This window comes from Streptomyces sp. CC0208 (assembly GCF_003443735.1).
Lineage (GTDB): Bacteria > Actinomycetota > Actinomycetes > Streptomycetales > Streptomycetaceae > Streptomyces > Streptomyces sviceus.
The window spans coordinates 2,663,861-2,684,646 of record NZ_CP031969.1 but is presented as its reverse complement, the minus strand read 5'-3'; the positions used below and the strand labels follow the sequence as shown (position 1 = coordinate 2,684,646).

18 protein-coding genes are annotated in these 20,786 nt (G+C 70.7%); 14 read left to right on the top strand and 4 right to left on the bottom strand.

Translation table 11 applies throughout. The annotated features are described in order from the left end of the window. Positions 1 to 24: 24 nt before the first annotated feature. Both pruA and D1369_RS44515 read left to right on the top strand, forming a co-directional pair. A complete protein-coding gene (pruA, locus tag D1369_RS12030) occupies positions 25 to 1,656 on the top strand; it encodes an L-glutamate gamma-semialdehyde dehydrogenase (RefSeq protein WP_007384886.1) in 1,632 nt (543 codons plus the stop codon). A 320-nt stretch (positions 1,657 to 1,976) separates the two neighbouring features. Then, positions 1,977 to 2,108, top strand: coding sequence for a hypothetical protein (locus D1369_RS44515; protein ID WP_020121043.1), 132 nt, complete (start codon positions 1,977 to 1,979; stop codon positions 2,106 to 2,108). Between the two features lie 52 nt (positions 2,109 to 2,160). Here D1369_RS44515 and D1369_RS12020 read toward each other — a convergent pair whose 3' ends face one another. Beyond that, positions 2,161 to 3,717 (bottom strand): metallophosphoesterase family protein, encoded by a 1,557-nt coding sequence (locus D1369_RS12020; protein ID WP_007384887.1) that lies wholly within the window; start codon positions 3,715 to 3,717, stop codon positions 2,161 to 2,163. A gap of 142 nt (positions 3,718 to 3,859) precedes the next feature. On the opposite strand from D1369_RS12020, the gene D1369_RS12015 reads away from it, so the two are divergent. The 10 genes from D1369_RS12015 (at position 3,860) to cimA (ending at position 16,457) form a co-directional block, all read left to right on the top strand. Then, on the top strand, positions 3,860 to 4,903 hold the full coding sequence (locus tag D1369_RS12015; RefSeq protein WP_007384888.1) for a 3-isopropylmalate dehydrogenase: 1,044 nt from the start codon (positions 3,860 to 3,862) through the stop codon (positions 4,901 to 4,903). Positions 4,904 to 5,157: 254 nt separating this feature from the next. After that, complete coding sequence (locus D1369_RS12010) at positions 5,158 to 6,246, top strand: branched-chain amino acid aminotransferase (RefSeq protein WP_007384889.1); 1,089 nt, start codon at positions 5,158 to 5,160, stop codon at positions 6,244 to 6,246. Between the two features lie 151 nt (positions 6,247 to 6,397). After that, positions 6,398 to 7,093 carry an urease subunit gamma gene (gene ureA, locus D1369_RS12005; protein WP_037901517.1) on the top strand — a complete coding sequence of 232 codons (696 nt, stop codon included), beginning with the start codon at positions 6,398 to 6,400 and terminating at the stop codon, positions 7,091 to 7,093. Between the two features lie 187 nt (positions 7,094 to 7,280). Next, a complete protein-coding gene (locus D1369_RS11995; RefSeq protein ID WP_007384892.1) occupies positions 7,281 to 8,993 on the top strand; it encodes an urease subunit alpha in 1,713 nt (570 codons plus the stop codon). 21 nt (positions 8,994 to 9,014) lie between these two features. Next, entirely contained in the window at positions 9,015 to 10,040 is a 1,026-nt protein-coding gene (locus D1369_RS11990) for an agmatine deiminase family protein (protein ID WP_007384893.1), read from the top strand. A gap of 9 nt (positions 10,041 to 10,049) precedes the next feature. Beyond that, positions 10,050 to 10,547 (top strand): hypothetical protein, encoded by a 498-nt coding sequence (locus D1369_RS11985; protein ID WP_007384894.1) that lies wholly within the window; start codon positions 10,050 to 10,052, stop codon positions 10,545 to 10,547. Beyond that, on the top strand, positions 10,544 to 11,146 hold the full coding sequence (locus D1369_RS11980; RefSeq protein ID WP_007384895.1) for a TetR/AcrR family transcriptional regulator: 603 nt from the start codon (positions 10,544 to 10,546) through the stop codon (positions 11,144 to 11,146). The genes D1369_RS11985 and D1369_RS11980 overlap by 4 nt, the downstream gene beginning before the upstream one ends. Positions 11,147 to 11,249: 103 nt before the next feature. Further along, on the top strand, positions 11,250 to 13,301 hold the full coding sequence (locus D1369_RS11975) for a PD40 domain-containing protein (protein WP_007384896.1): 2,052 nt from the start codon (positions 11,250 to 11,252) through the stop codon (positions 13,299 to 13,301). Positions 13,302 to 13,327: 26 nt separating this feature from the next. Continuing rightward, entirely contained in the window at positions 13,328 to 14,542 is a 1,215-nt protein-coding gene (locus tag D1369_RS11970; RefSeq protein WP_037901519.1) for a PD40 domain-containing protein, read from the top strand. 310 nt (positions 14,543 to 14,852) lie between these two features. Beyond that, complete coding sequence (gene cimA, locus D1369_RS11960; protein ID WP_007384898.1) at positions 14,853 to 16,457, top strand: citramalate synthase; 1,605 nt, start codon at positions 14,853 to 14,855, stop codon at positions 16,455 to 16,457. 1 nt (position 16,458) lies between these two features. Here the strand turns inward: cimA and D1369_RS11955 are convergent, their stop codons facing one another. The 3 genes from D1369_RS11955 to D1369_RS11945 all read right to left on the bottom strand — a co-directional run bounded on the left by D1369_RS11955 (position 16,459) and on the right by D1369_RS11945 (position 17,320). After that, positions 16,459 to 16,683: a hypothetical protein gene (locus tag D1369_RS11955; protein WP_086023225.1), complete on the bottom strand. Its 225-nt coding sequence runs from the start codon at positions 16,681 to 16,683 to the stop codon at positions 16,459 to 16,461. Between the two features lie 155 nt (positions 16,684 to 16,838). Next, positions 16,839 to 17,033, bottom strand: coding sequence for a DUF397 domain-containing protein (locus D1369_RS11950; RefSeq protein WP_007384900.1), 195 nt, complete (start codon positions 17,031 to 17,033; stop codon positions 16,839 to 16,841). Continuing rightward, on the bottom strand, positions 17,030 to 17,320 hold the full coding sequence (locus D1369_RS11945) for a Scr1 family TA system antitoxin-like transcriptional regulator (protein WP_007384901.1): 291 nt from the start codon (positions 17,318 to 17,320) through the stop codon (positions 17,030 to 17,032). The genes D1369_RS11950 and D1369_RS11945 overlap by 4 nt, the downstream gene beginning before the upstream one ends. Here D1369_RS11945 and D1369_RS11940 point away from each other — a divergent pair. Then, entirely contained in the window at positions 17,256 to 17,642 is a 387-nt protein-coding gene (locus D1369_RS11940; RefSeq protein ID WP_106433535.1) for an ATP-binding protein, read from the top strand. The two genes, D1369_RS11945 and D1369_RS11940, sit on opposite strands and share 65 nt — an antisense overlap. A 77-nt stretch (positions 17,643 to 17,719) precedes the next feature. Further along, on the top strand, positions 17,720 to 20,740 hold the full coding sequence (locus D1369_RS11935) for a glycoside hydrolase family 3 N-terminal domain-containing protein (protein WP_118082447.1): 3,021 nt from the start codon (positions 17,720 to 17,722) through the stop codon (positions 20,738 to 20,740). Positions 20,741 to 20,786 lie beyond the last annotated feature (46 nt).

Below are 20,786 nucleotides of genomic sequence, written 5' to 3'. Positions count from 1 at the left end.
CAAGTTCAAGGAGTTACGGATCTCATGGACGCTGTGACCCAGGTCCCCACCCCCGTCAACGAGCCGGTGCTCGGCTATGCCCCCGGCTCGCCCGAGCGGGCCCGGCTGGAGGTGAAGCTCAAGGAGCTGGCCGAGAACCCGGTCGACCTGCCGATGACCATCGGCGGTGAGAAGCGGCTGGGCGGCGGCGAGCCCTTCCAGGTCGTGCAGCCGCACAACCACAAGGCCGTCCTCGGCACCCTCCGCAACGCCACCCAGCAGGACGCCCGGGACGCCATCGACGCGGCCCTCGCCGCCGCCCCGGCCTGGCGCGCGATGTCCTTCGACGACCGTGCCGCGATCATCCTGCGCGCCGCCGAACTGCTCGCGGGACCCTGGCGCGAGACGCTGGCCGCCTCCACCATGCTCGGCCAGTCCAAGACCGCCCAGCAGGCCGAGATCGACACGCCCTGCGAGCTGGTCGACTTCTGGCGCTTCAACGTCAAGTACGCCCGTGACCTGCTCGCCGAGCAGCCCCCGGCCAACGCCCCCGGTGTCTGGAACCGCCTCGACCACCGCCCGCTCGAAGGCTTCGTCTACGCGATCACGCCGTTCAACTTCACGGCGATCGCGGGCAACCTGCCGACCGCGCCCGCGCTCATGGGCAACGTGGTCGTGTGGAAGCCGTCCCCGACGCAGACCCACGCCGCCGTGCTGCTGATGCAGCTCCTGGAGGAGGCGGGCCTGCCCAAGGGCGTCATCAACCTGGTCACCGGCGACGGCATCGAGGTCTCCAAGGTCGCCCTGGAGCACCGGGACCTCGCGGGCATCCACTTCACCGGGTCCACCAAGACCTTCCAGCACCTGTGGAAGACGGTCGGCGCCAACATCGAGAAGTACCGCACCTACCCGCGCCTGGTCGGCGAGACCGGCGGCAAGGACTTCGTGGTCGCTCACCCCTCGGCCGACCGCGCCATCCTCAAGACCGCCCTGACCCGTGGTGCCTTCGAGTACCAGGGCCAGAAGTGCTCGGCGACCTCCCGGGCCTACATCCCGGCGTCGATCTGGAACAGCGGTTTCCGCGAGGAGTTCGCCGCCGAGGTCGACGGCATCGCCATGGGTGACGTCACCGACCTGTCCAACTTCATCGGCGCGGTCATCGACGAGCGTGCCTTCGCCAAGAACAAGGCCGCCATCGACCGCGCGAAGTCGGACCCCACCTGCACGATCGTCGCGGGCGGCTCCTACGACGACTCGGTCGGCTATTTCGTCCGCCCGACCGTCGTCGAGTGCACGGACCCGGAGAACGAGGTCTTCACGACCGAGTACTTCGGCCCCTTCCTCGCGGTGTACGTCTACGAGGACGACACGTACGAGGAGATGCTGACCCAGATGGAGTCGGCGTCCGACTACGCCCTCACCGGCTCGGTCATCGCGGGAGACCGCGCGGCGGCCGCGTACACGATGGAGAAGCTGCGCTACGCGGCCGGCAACTTCTACATCAACGACAAGTCGACCGGCGCCGTCGTCGGCCAGCAGCCCTTCGGCGGCGGCCGCGCCTCCGGCACCAACGACAAGGCCGGCGCCCCGCAGAACCTCCAGCGCTGGACCCTGACCCGCGCCATCAAGGAGACGCTGGTCCCGCCGACGGACTACGGGTACCCGCACATGGGCTGACGTTCTGTCGCACACATCGAGGGGCCGGGCTGTCGCCCGGCCCCTTTTCGTCTCTGGTCCTTCTCCGGTCCTCGTCGCGAGTTCCCGCAGGTCAGCGCCGTGTGATCCACTCCACCGTCTCAGATAGTAGGAAGTCCGAGTAATTGTGGAGACAGACCGGCCCTCCTCCCTTAGCTTTGTAGGAGCCGAACGTCTCGCTCGATCAAGCGAATGGCGGTCGTGAGCCGGGCCCCGTGCAGGCAACCCCTGCGGTCCGTCGCTCCCCGCCCCTTCCGGCGTCTCGTTTCCCCTTCCCGGAAATTCGAAGGAGTCGATTTCTCATGGCCGAGACGACCGCCCGCCGTCGAGTCCGTCACACCTCCCGCACGAGCGAGTCCGACCGCAAGAACGCCGCCGCAGCCCTGCAGCGCGCCCTCGACCGCCGTGACAACGGCGGCTCGACCGGTCACTGACCGGTCCCCCAGCCGGGAGCCGCACCCGAACGAGGTGTGGCGCGGGCCGCGCTCAGGCTCCGCGCCGCACCTCGAAACGGTCGATGCGCTCCCCGCTCTGCGCGAGCGCCGACACCGTCAGCCGCGGCCTGGCCCCGCTCTCCGCCTCCACGGAGAGCAGCGAGAACCCGCGGTAGCGCACCCGTGACCACTCCACGGTCTCGTGGTCGGGCTGCTTCGACTTCGTCCACCGGAAGGTCTCGATGGACTCGTGGTCGTGCACGCGCCCCTCGTAGCTCTCCTTCACCCCCGCGGGGAAGCCGTACAGGTCACGGCCGCCCCCGCCGGCCGTGACGTACACGATCCCGTCCCGCGTAGGGTCGGTGGCGCCGCCGACCGGCACCGCCCGGCCGACCTCGCCGCCGCGGATCGCGTCCGTGCGCTCGTACACGTGGTTGTGCCCGTTGATCACCAGGTCCACCTGGTGCTTCTCGAACAGCGGCAGCCACGCGGCGCGCACCCCGCCGTCGGAGGCGTGCGAGGACGTCGAGTACGCGCAGTGGTGGAAGAAGACGACCACGAAGTCGATCCCCTTGGCGGCCCGCAGCTCACCGAGCCGCTTCTCCAGCCACCTCGTCTGCTTCCCGTCCGTGTGGCCGAAGTTGGCGGGGATCTCGTACGACACGTCGTTCGTGTCCAGGGCCACGACGCCGACGTTGCCGTAGGTGAAGGAGTACACGCCCGGCGCCGAGCGCGGGTCGAAGCCGCTGTCCGGGAGGGACCAGCGGGCGAGCTGGCCGCCGTAGCCGTCGGGGGAGTACCAGGCCTCCATGTCGTGGTTGCCGGTGGTGACCATCCAGGGCACGCTCCGCGCGACCTCCTCGTTCTGCTTGAGGAACAGGTCCCAGAAACCCGGGTCGTAGCCGTCCGACTTCAGCCCCTGGCCGTTGCCGTCGGCGTAGCAGATGTCACCGGCGTGCAGGTGGAAGGCGGGCTTCTGGCGCAGCAGGAGGTTGTCGTTCGCGGCCGCGGCGGTGCCCACTCCCTGGTCGCCGAAGGCGGTGAAGACGAACTTCTCCGGGCTCGCCGGGGCCGTCCGGAAGCCGGTGATGGTCGAGCGGTGCTTCGCGTCCGCCGGGTCGAAGCCGTCGTGGCCGACTCCGTAGTAGTACGTCGTGCCGGGGCGCAGCCCGTCCAGAGCCGCGTGCAGGTAGTACTGGTCGAGGGCGAGGCGTACGCCGGTCTGCCCCGGCGTGTGCAGGTCGCGCAGCTCGGCCTCGATCCTGCGGTCCAGGTCGTCGGGCCGCAGACCGACGCGCACGTACGGCTTCCTGACCGCGAGCGGGACCTGCCACGAGATCCGCATCTGGGTCCTCGGATCGGCGCCGAAAGCGAGATGGCGGCCGAAGGGGGAGACGGCGGAGCCGTGCACCCTCGTCGCGGGGGAGGCGGTGGAGGTCGCGGCGGACGTCCCTTCGGTGGAACAGCCCGTCAGCAGGCCGCCCGCCACTGCCCCCGCGGTCACCAGCGTGCGGCGCCGGGTCAGCTTCGTCCGCAGGTACTCGTGCTGCTCGGCCATGCTGAGGCGGCGCGCGAGCCGGGGCGGAATGCCGAAGTCAGGGAGGTCCATGGCTGTGAAGTTCCCAGGGGACTCCAACAACCGCCATACCTACGGGTGAACGCCAGTCGAATGGCTGACACCCGGGGCCACTCCGATGTCCGTATCGCGGACAGTCGGTGTCATCCCATGGGACGAGGAGTAGGGTTCCCGCATGTCTCGCAGCATCAATCTCGCAGTGATTCCCGGTGACGGCATCGGCCGGGAGGTCGTGGCCGAAGGTCTGAAGGTCCTCTCCGCCGTCCTTCCGCAGGATGTGAAGCTGGAGACCAAGGACTTCGACTTCGGCGCCCAGCGCTACCACGCCACCGGTGAGACCCTCACCGACGCCGACCTCGACGCGCTGAAGAAGCACGACGCGATCCTGCTCGGCGCCATCGGCGACCCGTCGGTCCCCTCCGGCGTGCTGGAGCGCGGCTTCCTCCTCAAGCTCCGCTTCGCCTTCGACCACCACGTGAACCTGCGTCCGTCGAAGCTGCTCCCGGGTGTCGACACGCCCCTCAAGGGCGAGCCGGCCATCGACTTCGTGGTCGTCCGCGAGGGCACCGAGGGCCCGTACACCGGCAACGGCGGCACCATCCGCAAGGGCACCGAGCACGAGGTCGCCACCGAGGTCTCCGTGAACACGGCCTTCGGTGTCGAGCGTGTGGTCCGTGACGCCTTCGCCCGCGCGCAGGCCCGCCCCCGCAAGAAGCTCACGCTGGTCCACAAGAACAACGTGCTGACCTTCGCGGGCCACCTGTGGACGAACATCTTCAACAAGGTGGCCGCGGAGTTCCCGGACGTCACCACCGACTACATCCACGTCGACGCGGCCACGATCTACCTGGTCACCGACCCGGCCCGGTTCGACGTGATCGTCACCGACAACCTCTTCGGCGACATCATCACCGACCTCGCCGCGGCCGTCTCCGGCGGCATCGGTGTCGCGGCGAGCGGGAACATCAACCCCTCCGGCGAGTTCCCGTCCATGTTCGAGCCCGTCCACGGATCGGCCCCGGACATCGCCGGCCAGGGCAAGGCCGACCCCACCGCCACGGTCCTGTCCGTCGCCCTGCTCCTGCGTCACCTCGGCTACGAGGCCGAGGCCGCCCGCATCGAAGAGGCGGTCTCCACCGACCTCGCCGAGCGCACCGGCAAGCCCGCCCGCAGCACCGCCGAGATCGGCGACGCGCTGGCCGTACGAGTAGCCGGCTGACCGGGCGGATCACTCGAAAAGCATTCGAAGCCGCCGGGTCACTCGCACCCGGCGGCTTTCGCATGTCCCCCGCCGGGTGTCACCATCATCCCCTGGGTCGCATTTCACGCCGTTTCTTCCCCGGCTCCCCGCTTGCGATAATCGAACGCGGAGCCGCGGAATGAGGGAATGCTCGGACGTCCTAGCACTGGTCACTGACAGTAAAGGGCGTGAGCGCGGCCCGTCACTACACAACCGGTGAAGGACAACCACTCATGACGACGCCCACGATCGAGCTCAAGCCCTCCGCCAGCCCGCTCTCCGCCGCCGAGCGCGAGGCGATCCTGGCCAACCCCGGGTTCGGCCGCCACTTCACCGACCACATGGTGACGATCAAGTGGACCGAGGGGCGCGGCTGGCACGACGCGCAGCTCGTCCCGTACGGCCCGATCTCCCTCGACCCCTCCACCCACGTCCTGCACTACGGCCAGGAGATCTTCGAGGGGCTCAAGGCCTACCGGCAGGCCGACGGCTCGGTCGCCGTGTTCCGTCCCGATGCCAACGCGCGCCGCTTCCGCAACTCCGCCCGCCGGATGGCGATGGCCGAGCTGCCCGAGGAGCTGTTCATCGAGGCCCTCGACGCGCTGATCGGCCAGGACGCGGACTGGGTCCCGCCGCACGGCGGCGAGGAGTCGCTCTACCTGCGCCCGTTCATGTTCGCCACGGAGGCCGCGCTCGGCGTCCACCCGGCCAACGAGTACCTCTTCATGCTGATCGCCTCCCCGTCCGGCGCGTACTTCGCCGGGGGCGTCAAGCCGGTCACCATCTGGGTCTCCGAGGACTACGTCCGCGCGGTCCCCGGCGGCACCGGCGACGCCAAGACCGGCGGCAACTACGCGGCCTCCCTCCTCCCGCAGGCCGAGGCCGCCGCCAACGGCTGCGACCAGGTCGTCTACCTCGACGCGGTGACCCGCACCAAGGTCGAGGAGTCCGGCAGCATGAACATCGCCTTCGTCTACGGCGACCGGATCGTCACGCCGGCGCTCACGGGCTCCATCCTCGAGGGCATCACCCGCGACTCCCTCCTCCAGGTCGCCCGCGACCTCGGTTACACCGCCGAGGAGGGTGTGATCACCCTCGACCAGTGGCGCGCCGACGCGGCCTCCGGGGCCCTCACCGAGGTCTTCGCCTGCGGCACCGCGGCGGTCGTCACGCCGATCGGTCACGTCAAGACGAAGACGGACGCCTGGACCCACGGCGACGGCACGCCCGGCGAGGTCACCGTGAAGCTGCGCGAGGCCCTGCTCGGCCTCCAGCGCGGGGTCAGGGAGGACAAGCACGGCTGGATGCACAAGCTGGGCTGACCTCGCCAACGCGCCACGGGCCCGCTCGGACATGTTCCGGGCGGGCCCGTCTTTTGTTTGAGTGCCGCTCGATGTGATCCGGTCTACTGGCTCAGGGCTATTGCTGATTCAGCTCCCTCATTTAGAGTGCTGCTCTAAAGAAGGGAACGAGATGCGGCTGACCCCCACCGAACGCGACCGCCTGCTGCTCTTCGGGGCCGCCGAGCTGGCCCGGGCACGCAGAGGGCGCGGACTGCGGCTGAACGTCCCGGAGGCGACCGCCCTCATCGCGGACACCGTGTGCGAGGCGGCCCGGGACGGGGTCCGGTTGGCCGAGGCCGTCCAGCGCGCCCGGTCAGTGCTCGGACCCGACGACGTCCTGCCCGGTGTCGCGGACGTCGTCACCGAGGTGCATGTCGAGGCGGTCTTCGAGGACGGCTCGCGGCTCGCGGTCGTCAGCGACCCGATCGGCGGCGGGCTCGGCGAGCGGGCACCCGGCGCGCTGCTGCCGGGCCCCGAACACGCCGAACCGGAGGCGGTCCTGCGGCTGACGGTCACCAACACCGCCACCGTGCCCGTCTCCGTCACCTCCCACTTCCACTTCTTCGAGGCCAACCCGCGCCTGGACTTCCCCCGGGCCGAGGCCTACGGCATGCGACTAGCGGTTCCCGCCGGCTCGTCGGTGCGGTTCGGGCCGGGGGAGTCGGGCGAGGTCGGCCTGGTGCCGATCGGCGGGGCCCGGGTGGCCGTCGGTTTCGCGGGTCTGGTGGACGGGCCGTTGGATGCGCCGGGTGCGCGTGAGGAGGCGTTGCGGCGGGCTGCGGCGTGCGGATATCTGGGCGTGCCCGGCGCGGAGGGCGTCCGATGAGCGGCCCGGCGGAGTCGGGTGTCGGCGGGGTCCCGGTGGCCGTCGGTTTCGCCGGTCCGGTGGACGGGCCGTTGGATGCTGCCGGGGCGCGTGAGGAGGCGTTGCGGCGGCGGGCTGCGGCGTGCGGATGTCTGGGTGCGGGGGAGTGGAGCGGTGTGCCGGGAACGTCCGACGAGGGGACCGTCCGATGAGCCGTCCCGGAGGGCACCCCGCCGAGGCCCGGCGCCTCACCCCCCACGAGTACGCCGCCACCCACGGCCCCCGTGCCGGCGACCGCGTGCGCCTCGGTGACTCCGGACTGGTGATCCGGATCGAGGAGGACTCCCAGCGCTACGGCGACGAGTTCCTCGCGGGCTTCGGCAAGACCGCCCGTGACGGGCTGCACCTCAAGGCCGCCGCCGTGCGGGAGACCTGTGACGTCGTGGTCAGCAACGTCGTCGTGATCGACGCGGTACAGGGCATCCGGAAGGTCTCGATCGGCATCCGCGAGGGGCGGATCTGCTCGATCGGGCGGGCCGGGAACCCCGACACCCTCGACGGGGTGGACGTCGTCGTCGGCACCGGTACCTCCATCGTCTCCGGCGAGGGGCTCATCGCCACCGCCGGGGCCGTCGACACCCACGTCCATCTGCTGTCCCCGCGCATCATGGAGGCCTCGCTGGCGTCCGGGGTGACCACGATCATCGGGCAGGAGTTCGGGCCGGTGTGGGGCGTCGGGGTCAACTCGCCCTGGGCGCTCGGGCACGCCTTCGGCGCCTTCGACGCCTGGCCGGTCAACATCGGTTTCCTGGGCCGGGGTTCGTCGTCCACCCCGGACCCCCTGACCGAGGCCCTCGCAGAAGGCGGCGCCTGCGGCTTCAAGGTGCACGAGGACATGGGCGCCCACACCCGCGCGCTGGACACCGCCCTGCGGGTCGCCGAGGAGCACGACGTCCAGGTCGCCCTGCACAGCGACGGACTGAACGAGTGCCTGTCCGTCGAGGACACCCTGAAGGTGCTGGACGGCCGCACGATCCACGCCTTCCACATCGAGGGCTGCGGCGGCGGACACGTACCGAACGTGCTGAAGATGGCCGGGGTTCCGAACGTCATCGGCTCCTCCACCAACCCCACCCTGCCCTTCGGCCGGGACGCCGTCGCCGAGCACTACGGCATGATCGTCTCCGTCCACGACCTCAAGACCGACCTGCCCGGCGACGCCGCCATGGCCCGCGACCGCATCCGCGCCGGGACCATGGGCGCCGAGGACGTGCTGCACGACCTGGGCGCGATCGGCATCACCTCCTCCGACGCGCAGGGCATGGGGCGGGCCGGGGAGACGGTCCGCCGTACCTTCGCGATGGCCGGGAAGATGAAGGCCGAGTTCGGTGCCTCGGGCGACGGCCACGACAACGAGCGTGTCCTGCGCTACATCGCCAAACTGACCATCAACCCGGCCATCGCACACGGCCTTTCGCACGAAGTCGGCTCGATCGAGGTCGGCAAACTGGCCGACCTCGTGCTGTGGCGGCCGGAGTACTTCGGCGCCAAGCCGCAACTCGTCCTGAAGTCCGGGTTCCCGGCCTACGGCGTGGTCGGTGACCCGGGCGCGGCCACCGACACCTGCGAACCCCTCGTCCTGGGACCGCAGTTCGGGGCGCACGGCGCCACCCCCGCCGAGATCTCCGTCGCCTTCGTTGCCCGGGCCGCCCTCGACCAGGGCGACGACCGGCTGCCGACCCGCAGGAGAAGGGTCGCCGTGCACGGCACCCGCGGTATCGGACCGGCCGACCTGCGCCGCAACTCCCGTACCGGAGCGGTGGACGTGGACCAGCGCACCGGCCTGGTGACGCTGGACGGAGAGCCGCTCACCTCGGCACCCGCCGACTCGGTCTCCCTCAACCGTCTGTACTTCCTCTAGACCTCCCGATCAGGACACGCCATGACCTACCGCATGCCCCCCGAGTGGGCTCCGCACGAACGCACCTGGATGGCCTGGCCCGGCCCCAACCCGACCTTCACCGACGACGGGGAACTGGCCGCGGCCCGGGCCGCCTGGGCGTCCGTGGCCCGCGCGGTGCGCCGCTTCGAGCCGGTGACGATGGTGCACGGGCCCGGCCACGCCGAGTCCGCGCGCGAACTGCTCGGCCCGGACGTCGCACTCGTGGAACGCGAGCTCGACGACGCGTGGATGCGCGACATCGGCCCGACGTTCGTCAAGGACGAGGAAGGCCGACTGGCCGCCGTGGACTGGGTGTTCAACGGCTGGGGCGGCCAGGACTGGGCCCGCTGGGAACACGACGCGAAGATCGCCCGCCAGGTCGCCGACCTCGCCGGGGTGCCGGTGCTGAGCAGCCCGCTGGTCAACGAGGGCGGCGCGCTCCACGTCGACGGCGACGGCACCGTCCTGCTCACCGACACCGTCCAGCTCGGCGAAGGCCGCAACCCCGGCTGGACCCGCGAGCAGGTCGAGGCGGAGATCCACGACAGGCTCGGCACCACCCGCGCCATCTGGCTCCCGCGCGGCCTGACCGGCGACTACGGCAGGTACGGCACCCAGGGCCACGTCGACATCGTCGCCGCCTTCGCCCGCCCGGGGGTGGTCGTGGCGCACGTCCAGCCGGACCCAGCGCACCCGGACCACGAGGTGACCAAGGAGGTCGTAGGCCTGCTGAAGTCCGCGACCGACGCCCGGGGCCGACGCCTCGAGGTCGTCGAGGTGCCCGCGCCGACCGTCCTGGAGGCCGACGGGCACTGGGTGGACTACTCCTACATCAACCACTACCTCTGCAACGGCGGCGTCGTGCTCTGCGGCTTCGACGACCCGCGCGACGAGCTCGCCGCCGGCATCTTCCGGCGCCTGTTCCCCGAGCGCACGGTGACCCTGGTCGACGCGCGGACGATCTTCGCGGGCGGGGGCGGCATCCACTGCGTCACCCAGCAGCAGCCGCGGGCGACGGTCGGGTAGAACAGACGGGTGAACGTGCTGACCTGTGCCACCTGCGGAATCCGGCTGACCGAGCCGCTGCGACTCCTGCCCGAGCTCCCGCCGCGCCCGGAGTTCGACGGCCGCAAGGGTCCCGACGGCTCCCGGCACGCTCCGCCGACCGTCCCGCGCGGCGCGTACGCGGTGGACCCGGAGCCGTGCGGGGCACCCTATGTGCCGCATCCCGATCCCGACTGGTGCGATGCCGCCAACCCCGGCAACACCTGCCTGGGCAACCCGGACGGCCCGGGATTCCTGGTGTCCGCCGGGCCGCGCGGCACTTTGGTGACCCACCCCGAGGACACCCGCGCGTACCTCTCCGGCGACCCCGCCGTCACGGAGTTCGGCTGCTGCGGTCCGCCCGGGCGCGAGGGCCCCAACGAGCTGTGCGGGGGGTGCGGCGCGGTGGTGGCGACCCTGTACGCCGACTGTTCCGGCCCGTACGAGACGGACTTCCTGCCCGGCGCCGTGCACGTGACCGCCGTATGAGCACCCCTCGCCGCACCCCCGCCCCGCCGCGTGAGCGGATCCTCGCCGCAGCCATGGAGATGATCGCCGAGCGCGGTCTGGAGAAGCTCACCATGGCGGCGCTCGGCCGCGAGGTCGGCATGAGCAGCGGACACCTCCTCTACTACTTCCGCTCCAAGGACGAACTGCTGCTCCAGACCCTGGAGTGGAGCGAGGGACGGCTCGGCGCCGAGCGCGCCCGGCTGCTCACCCGCACGGCGACCGCCCGCGAACGGCTCGACGCGTACGTCGACCTGTACGTCCCCGACGGGCACCGCGACCCCCACTGGACCCTCTGGCTGGAGGTCTGGAACCGCTCGCAGAACGCCGACGCCGACGCGCGTGACCGGCAGGCTGCCATCGAGGGTGCCTGGCACCGGGACCTGGTCGCCCTGCTCGCGGAGGGGGTCTCGCGGGGGGAGTTCCGGGCCGTGGACCCGGACCGCTTCGCGACCCGGCTGCGGGCCCTGCTCGACGGGTTCTCCATCCACGTGGCGATCGGGCTGCGCGGGACCGACCGGGGGACGATTCTCGGCCACGTACGGCAGTTCCTCGTCGACGCCCTCCTCGCGGACGCGTGACCTTCCGTCCGGGTTGTACGCAATAAAGCCGATTGACCCTGTGGCCGGTGGTGCGTTTGCCTCGAAAGGACCACAAGCGTCCTTGGACACCACAGGGGGAAACATGTCCAGAGCCGCCGTGTGCCTCTTAGGCGCGGCCCTGCTTGTCGCGTTCACCGGCACCCATGCCTCTGCCGAATCCACCGCACCTGCCGGACCGCACGTCGACCGTGTCAGCACCGCCGCCGACGGCAGCCAGGCCGACGGACCGTCGGGCGACGCCGCGATCAGCGCCGACGGCCGCACCGTCGCGTTTGTGTCCCGCGCCCCGAGCTTCGGCTGCGCGCAATTCGCGCCGTGCCTGCTGGTGAAGGACGTGTCCGGGGGCGGCCTCACGAAGATCGGCCTCGGTAGTGGCTACACCTACGGCTCACCGGCGCCGAGCGCCGACGGAAGCCGTATCGCCTTCTCGGCGGGCACCCGCTTCCTGGCCCCCTACCTGTACGACCGCGCCACCGGCCGTACGGAGAAGCTGTGGCCGCAGGACCCACCAGGCTCCGCAGAGTTGGGCCGGGCGGAGTCGATCAGCCCGGACGGCACGCACGTCGCGTACACCGTCGGCAACCGCAACGGCCCGGAGAACACCCGGTTCCTGTACGTCCGCGACACCGCCACCGGCACCGACGAACTGGTCTCGCCGGCCGAGGAGGGCCAGAAGGCCGGGGCCTCGGTGAGCGGCGACGGGAACCGGGTCGCCTACGCGGTCCGCGCCGACAGCGACGAGGATCCCGTCGACGTCTACGTCAAGGACCGGACGACAGGCGAGCGGACCCAGGTGGACACGGGACTCGGAGTCGCCTACCTGGTCCGCATCACCGCCGACGGCCGCCGCGTCCTGCTCGACGCCGAGAGCGGCCTGTACGTCCATGACCTGCGCACGGGAGAGTCGAAGCGCGTGGCCGACGGGAATCCCCACGCGGCCACCGCGGACGGCCGGTACGCGGTCGTCTCCGGCGAGGACGGCACGCGGGTGCGCGACCTGCGCACGGGGCTGCGCGGAGCCGCCCTCCCCGGGCCCGCCCAGCCGGGACCGGACATGCTGGCCGCCAAGGGGCGCTCCGTGGTGTTCAGTTCGACGGCCTCCCACCTCGTGCCGGGCGACACCAACGCGGAGTCCGACGTCTTCGTCTTCTCCGGCGAACTGCGCAGGAACCCGGCGCCGATGCCGTCCGTCACCGAGCGCGTCAGCACGACACGTGACGGCCGGCAGCTGTCCGGGGCGTCGTACGACCCGGTGATGGGGGAGAACAAGGTCGTCACCTTCACGTCGGAGGGCGATGTGTTCGTGAACGCCCCTGGCGGCGTCTCGCAGGTCAACTCCGTCGGCCAGAAGCCCTCGTCCGAGGGCGCCCCCTGCTACAGCGGACGCATGGTCGGCTACGTGGGCCCCTATGCCCCCGACGGCGGCCCGGGTATCCACGTCCGCAACCGCTCGGTCGGCAAGCTCACCAGCCTGGGCTCCTACCAGGGCGTCCGCTTCACCTGGATGGGACAGCCCGTGGTGGACCCCACCTGCCAGTGGCTCACCTACGCGGCGACCCTGCCCGCCGGCGACACCGACCCGGACCCGCAACCCCGCGTCTACCGCTTCAAGTTCAACGGCGGCGACACCGACGTGGTCAGCGCGTCCACGGGCGGAGCGGCGGGCAACCCGTCCATCAACTACGGCGGCCGGTACATCGCCTTCGAGCAGGGCGGCTCCGTGTACGTCCGTGACCTGGACACCGGGAGCCTGGAGAGGGTCGCGGCCCAGGCGGCGGCACCCTCGCTCGCCGCGGACGGCCGCAAGGTCGCCTACCAGCGCGGCCGCGACTCCTACGTCCGCGACCTCGACACCGGCACGACCACCCGGGTCGGTGGCACCCAGCCTTCGCTCTCGGGAGACGGCACCCGGGTCGCGTACACCACGGGCCGCTCCGTCCACCTGCTCGAACTCGCCACAGGAAAGCGACAGTTGGTCAGCGTCGACCGCTGGGGCGGCCGCAACGACCTGCCGGCCGGGCACCCCTCGGTCAACGCCGACGGCACAGTCGTCGCGTTCGAGTCGGCGTCACCCGATCTGGTGGAGGGGGACACCAACGGGGTGTCGGACGTGTTCCTGCGGACAGTGCAATGACAACGACCAACCACGGGGGAACAACCATGCACCGCAAGAAGCGCCTGGCGGCCGCGATCCTGGCGGCCCTCGCCACCGCGGCACTCACGGGACCCGCGGCGAGCGCCGCACCCAGGGCCCCGTACACCGAGCCGGTCAGCGTCACCCCGGAGGGGAAGGCGGGCAACGGCGAGACACGCACCGCGGTCATCAGCCGCGACGGCCGCCACATCGCCCTGGCCTCGGACGCCGAGGACCTGGACCCGAACGTGCCGCACGGCGGGATGTACCTGCGCGACCCGCACACCGGCAAGCTCCGCTTCGCGGGCTTCGGCGGACTGGTGGCGGTCCTGAACGACGGCCGGTACGTCTACGCCGAGTACGGCGCGGAGTCCTCGGAGGTGTGGATCCACGACATCGCGACGGGCCAGCGGGTCGGGTTCGGTATCGAGGTCCCCGAGGGCTTCACCGGGCGGCCCGCCGAGATCTCCGTCAGCCCCGACGGCCGCTACGCCGTCTACACCCTCCAGGACTCGGCCGAGCACACCAGCGTGGTCTTCCTGCGCGACCGCATCAAGGGCACCACCGAGCGGATCAGCCACCCCAGGCCGACCTGGGAGCCGCGCAACGCCTACCAGCCGACGGTCAGCGACGACGGGCGCCGGATCGTCTACCAGTACAACTACGCCAACGGCCCGCGCGGCGACGACTGGGGCGACGTCTGGATGTACGACCGGACGACCGGCGAGCACACCCAGATCGACCGCTCCTACGACGGCTCGGGGACCGAGAAGGAGTCGCTGAACCCGTCCATCAGCGGCGACGGCCGTACGGTCGTCTTCGAGTCCCGGGACACGCACCTGGTCCCCGGCGACACCGACGCGAGCTGGAACGTGTTCGTGCACACCCTTCGGACCGGCACCAACCAGCGCATCCACGGCACCCAGGGCGGCCCCGGCGAGGTCCATACCCGCAACGCGGCGATCAGCGCCGACGGCCGCTACCTCACCTTCACGTCGGAGGTGACCGAGCCCGGCAGCCGGTACGGCAAGGAGTACCCCGTCTACCTGCGGGACCTGAAGAAGGGCACCACCACCCTCGTCACCCCCGACACGACCGGCGGCACCGCGACGGCCGACGTCCTGCCGGGCCGGATCGCCGACGGCGCCCGCCGGATCCTCTTCCGGTCGTCCGACCCGACGCTGATCCCGGCCGGCGACACCAACGACGGCGCCGACGCGTTCGTACGACACGTCCGATGAGCAGCACAGTGCTCGCATCCTGAGACGGAGGGTGAGCACGGGGGCAGTCTGTGCCAGACTGCCCCCGTGCTCTCGTTCGCCATGATTATTGGCAGCAGGCGCGCCGGTCCGCAGTGACCGCCACGTACGACCAGGTACGGGCGGACACCGTCGTCCTCGACCCGCGCGCAGACCTCTCGCACCCGCGAGGGGTTTTTCGCATTTCTGGCCCACCCGCAGCCGGATGTGAGAGCGCGAGGGAGTATGTGGGGGCGGTGGAGCCGGTCATTCCGGTACGACCGAGATCCAAATCCTCAGGAGCCTTGAGACCATGACCGCAACCAGCGAGCTCGACGATCAGTTCCACGTCTTCGACACCACCCTGCGCGACGGCGCCCAGCGGGAGGGCATCAACCTCACCGTCGCGGACAAGCTGGCCATCGCACGGCACCTGGACGACTTCGGCGTGGGCTTCATCGAGGGCGGCTGGCCCGGCGCGAACCCGCGGGACACCGAGTTCTTCGCCCGCGCCCGTCAGGAGATCGACTTCAAGCACGCCCAGCTGGTCGCCTTCGGCGCGACCCGCCGAGCGGGCGCCAAGGCCTCGGAGGACCCCCAGGTCAAGGCCCTCCTGGACTCCGGCGCCGACGTGATCACCCTGGTCGCCAAGTCGCACGACCGCCATGTCGAGCTCGCGCTGCGCACCACGCTGGACGAGAACCTGGAGATGGTCCGCGACACGGTGTCGTACCTGGTGTCGCAGGACCGCCGGGTCTTCGTCGACTGCGAGCACTTCTTCGACGGGTACCGCGCGAACCCGGAGTACGCGAAGGCCGTCGTACGGACCGCCTCCGAGGCCGGCGCCTCCGTCGTCATCCTCTGCGACACCAACGGCGGCATGCTCCCGGCGCAGATCCAGGCCGTGGTGTCCACCGTCCTCGCCGACACCGGCGCCCGCCTCGGCATCCACACCCAGGACGACACCGGCTGCGCGGTCGCCAACACCCTCGCCGCCGTGGACGCGGGCGCGACCCACGTCCAGTGCACGGCGAACGGCTACGGCGAGCGCGTCGGCAACGCGAACCTGTTCCCGGTCGTCGCGGCCCTGGAGCTGAAGTACGGCAAGAAGGTCCTCCCCGACGGCAAGCTCCGCGAGATGACCCGCATCTCCCACGCCATCGCCGAGGTCGTCAACCTCACCCCCTCCACCCACCAGCCCTACGTGGGCGTCTCGGCCTTCGCCCACAAGGCCGGCCTGCACGCCTCCGCGATCAAGGTCGACCCTGACCTCTACCAGCACATCGACCCCGAGCAGGTCGGCAACACCATGCGGATGCTGGTCTCCGACATGGCGGGCCGCGCCTCGATCGAGCTCAAGGGCAAGGAACTCGGCGTCGACCTCGGCGGCGACCGCGAGCTGGTCGGCCGGGTCGTCGAACGGGTCAAGGAGCGCGAGCTCAAGGGCTACACGTACGAGGCCGCCGACGCCTCCTTCGAGCTGCTGCTGCGCGGCGAGGTCGAGGGCAGGCCGCTGAAGTACTTCTCCGTCGAGTCCTGGCGCGCGATCGTCGAGGACCGCCCCGACGGCACCCACGCCAACGAGGCCACGGTCAAGCTCTTCGCCAAGGGCGAGCGCATCGTCGCCACGGCGGAGGGCAACGGCCCGGTCAACGCCCTCGACCGCGCCCTGCGCGTGGCCCTGGAGAAGATCTACCCCCAGCTCGCCAAGCTCGACCTCGTCGACTACAAGGTCCGCATCCTGGAGGGCGTCCACGGCACCCAGTCCACCACCCGCGTCCTGATCTCCACGTCGGACGGCACGGGCGAGTGGTCGACGGTGGGCGTCGCGGAGAACGTGATCGCGGCGTCCTGGCAGGCCCTGGAGGACGCGTACACGTACGGTCTGCTGCGGGCCGGGGTGGAGCCCGCGGAGTAGATCACGGCCGTGCCGCCGGGGTTGCTGGAATCGTGGATGCGGGCGGCTGGGCGGCGGCACCGGCCTTGTAGTTGTACTCGTCCTTGCCGAAGGCGAGTCGATAAGTGTGTCCGGGCAGCAGTCGTTGCTCACCCACCGGGAGGACGTGCCAGTCCGCGGGCGGCGAGAACAGCGGGAACTCGGCGTCGACGGGCCGTCGACTTCCCGACGTCTCCCACCCGGACACGTTCCGCCCGGACTCCTCCGGACCGGTGGGCGTGCTGGTCAGGGACGGCCCCCTCACCCCAGCACACCAACGAACGGTGTCGAGGGCTGCGCGGGCGCTGTGCGGTGACAAGGTGCCCCTCGCGGTGGCCCGCTTCCGTGAGCCGATGCACTCCCCTAGATGTGACCGCCCCGCCGAGCGAGCCCGAGGAAAGCGGCCCAAGTGCCCGACATGACAGTGAAGTTCAGACCGGTGTTCTTGGAGTCGCGCACGTGGACGGCGGACGGCTGGGCGGCGACCTCGACGCAGTCGCCGCCCTGGCTGCCGCTGTAACTGGACTTGAACCACGTCAGGTTGTCTGCGGTGCTCATGACTCTCCTAGAAGTCCGTTCAAGAGGCGCACGCTCTCGTCCGGCGAGAGGGCCTGTGACCGGAGCATTCCATACTGGAGGTGATAGTCGCTGACCTCGTCTCGATCCTCTACGAGGAAACTCGCACGCTGCACCTCCAAGTAGACCAACCGCTCGTACTCGGGCGTTTCCAGTAGCACCATGGGCCCGTCCAGGCAGGTGTGCGGCGTCCGCTCCATCGGCATGATCTGGAAGCTCATGTGGACCGGTTCCGTGTACTCCAGGATCTGGCGGATCTGCTCCCGCATCACCCTCGCCGACTGGGGGCTGACCCGGCGGAGCGACGACGTGTTGCTCTGTGTCAGCGAACTCGCCACCAACGCCCTCCTGCACGGTGTTCCGCCGGGCCGCTGCTTCCAACTCGCACTGACCCTCGCCACCGACGGGGTCCTCCGCGTCGAGGTCCACGACAGCGGCTCCGGCGAGATCCACCCGGCGTGCCCGTCCCCGGACGTGGAACGCGGCCGCGGCCTCCTCCTCGTCGAGGCCCTGGCGGACGACTGGGGCATCCGTGAACGGGATCCGGGCAAAGTCGTCTGGTGTGAGTTCCGCGCCTGCCTGCCGTCTTGACGGTCTTATGGGCTACCAGTTAACTCACGGCGCGAGGTAAGTCACAAGTGGATTACGAGAGCCAAGGGGGAAGCTCCATGCGTTCCGTACGAAGAACCGCCCTGCTCGCCTCCGCCACCCTGCTGGCCGCCCTGCTGCCGTTCGCCTCCGCGCGCGCCGCCGACGATCTGCCCCCGGTCCCCGTGGACCGCTTCGAGGGTGAAGTCCCCTTCGCCAACCCGCCTGCGGGCGGCCTCTTCACCTGGGGCAGCGACACTGACGACCCGCCAACTCTCCGGCTCAGCAGCAGAGTTGACGCGCCGGAGGGAGACCAGGTCCTCTCCGGCACCTACGACATCAGCGGCTACGGCGGCTTCACTCACGACTTCGCCTTCGCCGAACCCGCCCACGACTGGTCCGCCCACAAGGGCATCCGCTTCTGGTGGGACGGCCAGGACAACGGCAAGAAAATCGCCTTCGAGCTCAAGGACGGCGGCGCCAACGGTGAGGCGTCCGAGCTGTGGACGACGTCCTTCACCGACGACTTCACCGGCTGGAAGCAGATCGAGATCCCCTTTACGGACTTCGTGTACCGGACCGACTACCAGCCCGTCGGCGGCATCGACCACGTCCTGGGGCTGACGGCGATGTGGGGCTACGGCCTCACGCTCCCCGTCGGCGCGGCGGGCCGATTCGCCATGGACGGCGTCGAGTTGTACGGCAGGGCCGACCAGTCGCTGCGCGCCTCGGTGCTCACCGATTCCGCCGTGTACCCGGTCAAGGAGGGCGGCACGGCCACCGTGAAGGTCACCGTCGCCACCACCGGCTCCGCCCCGATCGACGAGCCCGTGACCGTCGCCTACGAGACCGCCGGCGGCTCCGCCTCGGCCTCCGACTACACCCCCCTCAAGGGCGAGTTCACCTTCCCCGCAGGCACCGCCTCCGGCACCACACGGACCGTCCGGGTGCACACCCTCAAGGACAAGGCGGCCTCCGAGGCCGCTGAGACCGTCCCCCTCAAGCTCACCGTCACCGGCGCCAAGGCCCCCGCCGAGACCCCGCAGGTCGTCATCGACGCGCACGGGCTGCCGTATCTGAACAGCAAGCTCCCCGTGAAGAAGCGGGTCGCGGACCTCCTGTCCCGGATGAGCCTCGCGGAGAAGACCGGCCAGATGACCCAGGCCGAGCGCGGAGCCGTCGGGGCCGGCGCCGACATCGCCGCCGAGGACCTCGGTTCGTTGCTCTCCGGCGGCGGCTCCACCCCCACGCCCAACACCCCCGCGGCCTGGGCGAAGATGATCGACTCCTTCCAACTCCGGGCGCAGGCAACCCGGTTCCAGATCCCGCTCGTCTACGGCGTCGACGCCGTCCACGGCCACAACAACCTGGTCGGCGCCACGGTCATGCCGCACAACATCGGCATCGGGGCGACCCGCGATCCCCGACTCGCCCAGCGGACCGGGGCAGTGACCGCCGCCGAGGTCCGCGCCACCGGCATTCCCTGGGACTTCGCGCCCTGCCTCTGCGTCACCCGGGACGAACGCTGGGGCCGTTCCTACGAGTCCTTCGGCGAGGACCCGGCCCTCGTCGAGTCCATGGAGACGGTCATCCAGGGCCTCCAGGGCGCCCGCGACGGACGGGACCTGAAGGAAGACGACAAGGTCCTTGCCACCGCCAAGCACTTCGTCGGCGACGGCGGCACCGCCTACGGCTCCTCCACCACCGGCACCTACACCATCGACCAGGGCGTCACCACGGTCACCCGCAAGCAGCTGGAGGCGATCCACCTCGCCCCCTACCGGACGGCCGTGGACCGGGGCGTCGGCACGGTCATGCCGTCGTACTCCTCGCTCGACATCGTCGGGGACGGCCAGGGCCCGGTGAAGATGCACGCCCGCGCCGACATGATCAACGGCGTCCTGAAGGGCAGGCTCGGCTTCGACGGCTTCGTCGTCAGCGACTGGAACGGCATCGACCAGATCCCCGGCGACTACGCCTCCGACGTCCGGACCTCCGTCAACGCCGGCGTCGACATGGTCATGGCCCCCTACGCCTACCAGGACTTCCACACCGCGCTGATCCAGGAGGTGCGGGCAGGTCGGGTCAGCGAGCAGCGGATCGACGACGCTGTGTCCCGCATCCTCACCCAGAAGTTCAGGCTGGGGCTCTTCGAGAAGCCGTACGCCGACACGAGCGGCGCCTCGCGGATCGGTTCCGCCGGGCACCGGGCCGTGGCCCGCGAGGCGGCCGCCGAGTCGCAGGTGCTGCTGAAGAACAGCGGCGGGCTGCTGCCGCTCAAGAAGTCGCAGAAGGTGTACGTCGCCGGGTCCGACGCCGACGACATCGGCAACCAGAGCGGCGGCTGGACCGTCACCTGGCAGGGCTCCTCCGGCGACATCACCCCCGGCACGACGATCCTGGAGGCGATGCACAGGAACTCCGCGCGGCTGACGTACTCCAAGGACGCCTCCGCCCCGACCGGCGGCTACGACGTCGGTGTGGTCGTCGTCGGCGAGACCCCGTACGCCGAGGGTGTCGGAGACGTCGGAAACGGCCACGACCTGGAGCTGTCGGCGGCCGACAAAGCCGCCGTCGACAAGGTGTGCGCCGCCATGAGGTGCGCGGTGCTGATCGTCTCCGGGCGACCGCAGCTCATCGGCGACCGGCTCGGCGACATCGACGCCCTGGTCGCCTCCTGGCTGCCGGGCACCGAGGGCGACGGCGTCGCGGACGTCCTCTACGGCAGGCGTGCCTTCACCGGCCGACTGCCCGTCACCTGGCCCAGGTCCGAGGCCCAGCTGCCGATCAACGTGGGCGACACGACGTACGATCCGCAGTTCCCGTACGGCTGGGGCCTGACCACCCTCACCAAGGTCCCGGAGGGCGGGGCGGCCACGCTCACGGCGCTCGGGGCCGCGGCCGGGGCGGCCGAGCGGGCCGGTGCCGACGACCGGGGCCGCGCGCTCGTCGAGAAGGCCCGGCTGATCGTCCAGCGGAAGGCGGGCCTGCGCATGACGGCTGCCGTCGCGGCGCCCTTCGCCGACGCCGAGCACCTCCTTCTGACCGGACGCTACGGAGAGGCGGTGCGGAAGCTGACGCAGGCGTACCGGGCGGCCTGAGGGGGCGGCCGGAGAGGTCGCTTTCGGGGGGCTTCGGGTAGCGTCG

Coding starts and splice junctions, on each gene's coding strand:
- pruA (WP_007384886.1), top strand. CDS start 25: ATGGACGCTGTGACCCAGGTCCCCACCCCCGTCAACGAGCCGGTGCTC.
- D1369_RS44515 (WP_020121043.1), top strand. CDS start 1,977: ATGGCCGAGACGACCGCCCGCCGTCGAGTCCGTCACACCTCCCGCACG.
- D1369_RS12020 (WP_007384887.1), bottom strand. CDS start 3,717: ATGGACCTCCCTGACTTCGGCATTCCGCCCCGGCTCGCGCGCCGCCTC.
- D1369_RS12015 (WP_007384888.1), top strand. CDS start 3,860: ATGTCTCGCAGCATCAATCTCGCAGTGATTCCCGGTGACGGCATCGGC.
- D1369_RS12010 (WP_007384889.1), top strand. CDS start 5,158: ATGACGACGCCCACGATCGAGCTCAAGCCCTCCGCCAGCCCGCTCTCC.
- ureA (WP_037901517.1), top strand. CDS start 6,398: ATGCGGCTGACCCCCACCGAACGCGACCGCCTGCTGCTCTTCGGGGCC.
- D1369_RS11995 (WP_007384892.1), top strand. CDS start 7,281: ATGAGCCGTCCCGGAGGGCACCCCGCCGAGGCCCGGCGCCTCACCCCC.
- D1369_RS11990 (WP_007384893.1), top strand. CDS start 9,015: ATGACCTACCGCATGCCCCCCGAGTGGGCTCCGCACGAACGCACCTGG.
- D1369_RS11980 (WP_007384895.1), top strand. CDS start 10,544: ATGAGCACCCCTCGCCGCACCCCCGCCCCGCCGCGTGAGCGGATCCTC.
- D1369_RS11975 (WP_007384896.1), top strand. CDS start 11,250: ATGTCCAGAGCCGCCGTGTGCCTCTTAGGCGCGGCCCTGCTTGTCGCG.
- D1369_RS11970 (WP_037901519.1), top strand. CDS start 13,328: ATGCACCGCAAGAAGCGCCTGGCGGCCGCGATCCTGGCGGCCCTCGCC.
- cimA (WP_007384898.1), top strand. CDS start 14,853: ATGACCGCAACCAGCGAGCTCGACGATCAGTTCCACGTCTTCGACACC.
- D1369_RS11950 (WP_007384900.1), bottom strand. CDS start 17,033: ATGAGCACCGCAGACAACCTGACGTGGTTCAAGTCCAGTTACAGCGGC.
- D1369_RS11940 (WP_106433535.1), top strand. CDS start 17,256: ATGATCTGGAAGCTCATGTGGACCGGTTCCGTGTACTCCAGGATCTGG.
- D1369_RS11945 (WP_007384901.1), bottom strand. CDS start 17,320: ATGCGGGAGCAGATCCGCCAGATCCTGGAGTACACGGAACCGGTCCAC.
- D1369_RS11935 (WP_118082447.1), top strand. CDS start 17,720: ATGCGTTCCGTACGAAGAACCGCCCTGCTCGCCTCCGCCACCCTGCTG.